The 5,044-nt window shown below is 73.5% G+C and carries 5 protein-coding genes and 1 pseudogene; 2 read left to right on the top strand and 4 right to left on the bottom strand.

All coding sequences use genetic code 11. From position 1 onward, the window contains the following. The 3 genes and pseudogenes from JNW89_RS27355 to pdhA form a co-directional block, all read right to left on the bottom strand. Nucleotides 1–340: pseudogene (locus JNW89_RS27355) on the bottom strand (biotin/lipoyl-containing protein); the annotation flags it as partial. Further along, nucleotides 337–1,353 (bottom strand): alpha-ketoacid dehydrogenase subunit beta, encoded by a 1,017-nt coding sequence (locus JNW89_RS27350; protein WP_179805249.1) that lies wholly within the window; start codon nucleotides 1,351–1,353, stop codon nucleotides 337–339. The pseudogene JNW89_RS27355 and the gene JNW89_RS27350, both read right to left, overlap by 4 nt. Continuing rightward, on the bottom strand, nucleotides 1,353–2,558 hold the full coding sequence (gene pdhA / locus JNW89_RS27345; protein WP_238451232.1) for a pyruvate dehydrogenase (acetyl-transferring) E1 component subunit alpha: 1,206 nt from the start codon (nucleotides 2,556–2,558) through the stop codon (nucleotides 1,353–1,355). Before pdhA ends, JNW89_RS27350 begins: the two co-directional genes overlap by 1 nt. A 143-nt stretch (nucleotides 2,559–2,701) precedes the next feature. Here pdhA and JNW89_RS27340 point away from each other — a divergent pair, with 143 nt between their 5' ends. Continuing rightward, complete coding sequence (locus JNW89_RS27340; protein ID WP_375155150.1) at nucleotides 2,702–3,136, top strand: Lrp/AsnC family transcriptional regulator; 435 nt, start codon at nucleotides 2,702–2,704, stop codon at nucleotides 3,134–3,136. 25 nt (nucleotides 3,137–3,161) lie between these two features. Here the strand turns inward: JNW89_RS27340 and JNW89_RS27335 are convergent, their stop codons facing one another. Then, complete coding sequence (locus JNW89_RS27335) at nucleotides 3,162–4,133, bottom strand: DNA polymerase domain-containing protein (RefSeq protein WP_238451229.1); 972 nt, start codon at nucleotides 4,131–4,133, stop codon at nucleotides 3,162–3,164. A 142-nt stretch (nucleotides 4,134–4,275) separates the two neighbouring features. Between JNW89_RS27335 and JNW89_RS27330 the strand changes: the two genes are divergently transcribed. After that, nucleotides 4,276–4,896 carry an L-threonylcarbamoyladenylate synthase gene (locus JNW89_RS27330; RefSeq protein WP_154936484.1) on the top strand — a complete coding sequence of 207 codons (621 nt, stop codon included), beginning with the start codon at nucleotides 4,276–4,278 and terminating at the stop codon, nucleotides 4,894–4,896. Nucleotides 4,897–5,044 lie beyond the last annotated feature (148 nt).

The raw sequence follows: 5,044 nt of genomic DNA, 5'->3' as shown, positions 1-5,044 counted from the left end.
CCGTACCCGATCAGCACGTTGCCGGAGCCGGCCCGCTCCTCCTCGCGGTAGGTGGCGTGCCCGGCGGGCTCGCGCCGCCGTCGCCGTCCAGCGGCGCGATGGTGATCAGGGGTTGGCCGACCGGCCGCACCTCACCCGCCGCGCCGTGCAGGGCGACCACCCGGCCGGCGTACGGGCAGGGCACGTCGACGACCGCCTTGGCGGTCTCCACCTCGACCACGCTCTGGTCCACCGTGACCACGTCGCCCACGGCGACCCGCCACTCCACGATCTCGGCCTCGCTCAGCCCCTCGCCCAGGTCGGGCAGGAGGAAGACCTGCGTCCGGTCCACCGTGGTCACGCCGCGCTCCCCTGGGGCAGCCAGCGCGGGTCGGGCTGGTCGTCCCACTGGAGGCGGGCCACCGTGTCCAGCACCCGGTCCACCGAGGGCAGGTGAGTGTGCTCCAGCATCGGCGCCGGGTACGGGATGTCCAGGCCGGACACCCGCAGCACCGGGGCGTGCAGGGCGTGGAAGCAGCGCTCCTGCACCCGGGCGGCGATCTCCGCGCCGACACCGGCGAAGCCCTGCGCCTCCTGGATCACCACGCACCGGCCGGTCCGGCGGACCGAGGCGGCGACCGTCTCGTCGTCGAACGGCACGATGGTGCGCACGTCGACGACCTCCAGGTCCCAGCCCTCCTCGCGGGCGGCCTCGGCGGCCTCCAGCGCGACCGGCACCGCCGGGCCGTACGCGACCAGGGTGGCGTCGGTGCCGGGCCGGCGCACGACCGCCCGGCCGAACGGCGCGGTGGTCGCGGGCAGTTCCGCCTCGGCGCTGGAGAAGTAGAGCTTCTTGGGCTCCATGAACACGACCGGGTCGGGGTCGTCGATCGCCTGGCGCAGCAGCGAGTACGCGTCCTCGACGGTGGCCGGGGTGACCACCTTCAGGCCCGGGGTGTGCGCGTAGTAGGCCTCGGACGAGTCGCAGTGGTGCTCGACTCCGCCGATGCCGCCGGCGTAGGGCACCCGGATCACGATCGGCACGCTCAGCGCGCCGCGGGTGCGGTTGCGCAGCTTCGCCACGTGCGAGGCGATCTGCTCGAAGGCCGGGTACGCGAACGCGTCGAACTGCATCTCCACCACCGGGCGCAGCCCGGACATGGCCAGCCCGACGGCGAAGCCGACGATGCCGGCCTCGGCCAGCGGGGTGTCGAAGCAGCGCTTGTCGCCGAAGCGGGCCTGGAGCCCGTCGGTGATCCGGAAGACGCCGCCGAGCTGCCCGACGTCCTCGCCGAAGACGACCACCCGGTCGTCGTCGAGCATCGCGTCGGCGAGCGCGGCGTTGAGCGCCTTCGCCATGGTCATGGTGGCCATCAGGCGTCCCCCTCCTCGTCGCGGGCGGCGGCCAGCTCGGCGCGGACCTGCTCGCGCTGCTCGACCAGCTGCGGGGTCGGCTCGGCGTAGACGTGGTCGAAGAGGCTGAGCGGGTCGACCGTGGGCTGGGCGTTCATCCGGTCGCGCAGGTCGGCGGCGTACGCCTCGGCCTCCTCGGCGATCGCGGCCACCGCCGCGTCGTCGAGCGCGCCGCGGTTGCGCAGGTACGTCTCCAGCCGGGCCACCGGGTCGCGGTCGCGCCAGGCCTCGACCTCGTCGGCGTCGCGGTAGCGGGTGGCGTCGTCGGCGTTGGTGTGCGGCTCCATCCGGTAGGTGTGCGCCTCGACCAGGAACGGGCCGTGACCGGCCCGGGCGTGCGCCACCGCGCGGGTGAGCACCGCCAGCACCGCCACCGGGTCGTTGCCGTCGACCTGCTCGCTGGGCACGCCGTAGCCGACACCCTTGTACGCCAGGCTCGGCGCGGCGGTCTGCCGGGACAGCGGCACGCTGATCGCGTACTTGTTGTTCTGCACGAAGTAGACGACCGGGGCCTTGAACACGGCGGCGAAGTTGACCCCCTCGTGGAAGTCACCCTCGCTGGTGGCGCCGTCGCCGATGAAGGCCAGCGCCACGGTGTCCCGGCCCTGGTAGGACTCGCCGTAGGCCAGCCCGGCGGCGTGCACGCACTGGGTCGCCAGCGGAGTGCACTGCGGCGCGGTGTGCACCTGCGTCGGGTCGTACCCGCAGTGCCAGTCGCCGCGCAGCAGGGTGAGCACCTCGACCGGGTCGATACCCCGGCTGACCAGCGCCATCGACTCGCGGTAGGTGGGGAAGACCCAGTCGGTGTCGCGCACGGCGAGGGTCGCCCCGACCTGGCAGGCCTCCTGGCCGCGCGAGGACGGGTAGACGGCGAGCCGGCCCTGCTTGGTCAGGGCGGTGGCCTGGGTGTCGAAGCGGCGACCGACCACCATCCGGCGGTACATCTCGCGCAGCGCCTCGACGGGCGGCTCGGGGTAGTCGGCGCGGGGCGGCAGCGGCGTGCCGTCCGGGTCGAGCAGTCGGACCGGCTCGGCCTGCGGGAGCAGGCCGGCGGACGGGTCGGGCGCGGCCGGGGTGGCCGGCCGGCGGGTGCGCGGGGATGCCCTGCGGACCGCCTGGGGTGTGGTCGTCACGGCGGGGACCTCCTGGACGTGTGGTGGCCTTATGCTCCTGCTGTCGGATGATTGACTCAAGATGCGCGGTGAACGTGGGATGAATGGCATCCCGAGGGGGCTGATGTGAGCCAGGAGACCGGCCCGGAGGCGGGCCGCCCGGTGGAACGGGACGTTCGGCCGGTCCGCTGGACGAGGTGGACCGGCGCATCCTCGACGAGCTGGTCCGCGACGGCCGGCTCTCCGTCCGTACGCTGGCCGAACGCGTGCACGTCTCCCGCACCAACGCGTACGCCCGGGTGGAGCGGCTACTGCGCGACGGGGTGATCACCGGGTTCCGGGCGCAGGTGGCGCCCGAGCCGGCCGGGCTGGGCACCTCGGCGTACATCGCCCTGACGATCCAGCAGAACACCTGGCGGGAGGTGTCGGCGGAGCTGGCCCGGGTGCGCTACGTCGAGCACGTGGCGCTGCTCAGCGGCGAACACGACGTGCTCGCCCTGGTCCGCGCGCCGGACAACGCCACCCTGCGCGACGTGGTGCTGGAGCGGGTGCAGGGCATCGCCGGGGTGCTGTCCACCCGCAGTTGGCTGGTCTTCGAGGAGTTCACCGGCGCCCAGAGCCCCTGGCAGTGACCCCTCAGCGCCCCGGGACTGAGCCTCAGCGCTCCGGCGGGGCCGCCAGCCCCTCCCGGTCGGCCAGCTCCAGCAGCGGCTCCAGCGAGAAGCGCCGCTCGTCCAGGCCGGCGTGCGGGTCGCCGCGCCCGGCGAACCGGGCCGGCATGCTCACCACGTCGAAGTCCTCGGGCCGGGCGTCGTCCAGCTCCGACCAGTCCAGCGGCGCGGAGACCAGCGCCGCCGGCGTCGGCCGGATCGAGTACGCCGAGGTCATCGTGTGGTCGCGGGCCATCTGGTTGTAGTCGACGAAGACCGGCCGGTCCCGCTGCTCCCGCCACCAGGTGGTGGTCACCAGGTCCGGGCGGCGGCGCTGCATCTGGAGACCCAGCGCCAGCACCGCGCGCCGGCACTCGCCGAAACTCCAATTGGGCTCGATCGACAGGTAGACGTGCAGGCCCCGCCCGCCGGTGGTCTTCGGGTAACCCACCAGGCCCAGCTCGTCGAGGAAGGCCCGCACCTCGTGCGCCACCGGCACCACCTGGTCGAAGCCGACGCCCGGCATCGGGTCGAGGTCGATGCGGAGCTGGTCGGGGCGTTCCACGTCCGCCGCCGAGACCGGCCAGGGGTGGAACCGCAGCGTGCCCAGGTTGGCCGCCCAGATGACCACGGCCAGCTCGCTCGGCGCGACCTCGTCGGCCGTCCGCCCGCTCGGGAAGGTGATGTGCGCGGTGCGGACCCAGTCGGGCGCGCCGGCCGGCAGCCGCTTCTGGTAGAAGGCGTCGCCGCGGTTGTCCTGCCGGGTGCCGATCTTCGCGCCCTCGAAGACACCGCGCGGCCAGCGTTCCAGCATGGTCGGCCGGTCCCGCAGCGCACGCAGGATGCCGTCGCCGACGGCGAGGAAGTAGCGCACCACGTCCAGCTTGGTCAGGCCTCGCTCCGGGAAGTAGGGCTTCTCCGGGCTGGAGACCCGGACCACCCGCTCCCCGACCCGGATCTCCTCCGCCGCCGTCGCCACGCTCACACCGTAACGGCAACGGCCGACTCCCGCGCTCGGCTCACCGGCACCGCCCGGTGCGAGGGTGAACCCGCCCGACGAGAGGTCGGCGATGGGCGACCGGCGGTACCCGGAGGGCGGGGCCCCGGCCTAGGCTTCCGCCATGGCGACGTACCTCGACGTGCACCCGGACAACCCGCAACCACGGACGATCAGCCGGGTGGTGGACGTCGTCCGCGGCAACGGACTGATCGCCTACCCGACGGACTCGTGCTTCGCCCTCGGCTGCCAACTGGGCAACCGGGAGGGCATCGACCGCATCCGGGACATCCGCCAGCTCGACAGCCGGCACCATTTCACCCTGGTGTGCCGGGACTTCGCACAGCTCGGCCAGTTCGTCCAGATCAACAACGCGCTGTTCCGGTCGCTGAAGGCAGCGACCCCGGGCAGCTACACCTTCATCCTGCCGGCGACGAAGGAGGTGCCGCGCCGGTTGCTGCACCCGAAGAAGAAGACCGTGGGGGTCCGCATCCCCGACCACGTCGTGACGCAGGCGTTGCTGGCCGAGCTGGGCGAGCCGCTGGTGTCGAGCACCCTGCTGATGCCCGGCGACACCGAACCGATGACGCAGGGTTGGGAGATCAAGGAGCGACTCGACCACGTGGTCGACGCGGTGATCGACTCCGGCGAGTGCGGCACCCTGCCCACCACGGTGATCGACTTCTCGGAGGGCGAAGCGGAGATCCTCCGCCGCGGCGCCGGCGACCCGTCCCGCTTCGAGTAGCGCGACCGCCGGCGGCGGCCGGGGAAAGCGGCGCCCGGCGGGGAGTCAGGGCGTCTCGTCGTCCAACGACGGCAGCGGCAGCAGCACGGCGGTGCTGCCGGCGCCCCGCTCGGAGTGCGCGGGTGGCGGCCGGTCGCCGCCCGGCGCC

The organism is Micromonospora sp. 4G55, assembly GCF_016803375.1.
Note: the sequence above shows the minus strand (reverse complement) of the source record. Positions and strands in the feature narration are given on the sequence as shown.

Coding starts and splice junctions, on each gene's coding strand:
- JNW89_RS27350 (WP_179805249.1), bottom strand. CDS start 1,353: ATGGCCACCATGACCATGGCGAAGGCGCTCAACGCCGCGCTCGCCGAC.
- JNW89_RS27330 (WP_154936484.1), top strand. CDS start 4,276: ATGGCGACGTACCTCGACGTGCACCCGGACAACCCGCAACCACGGACG.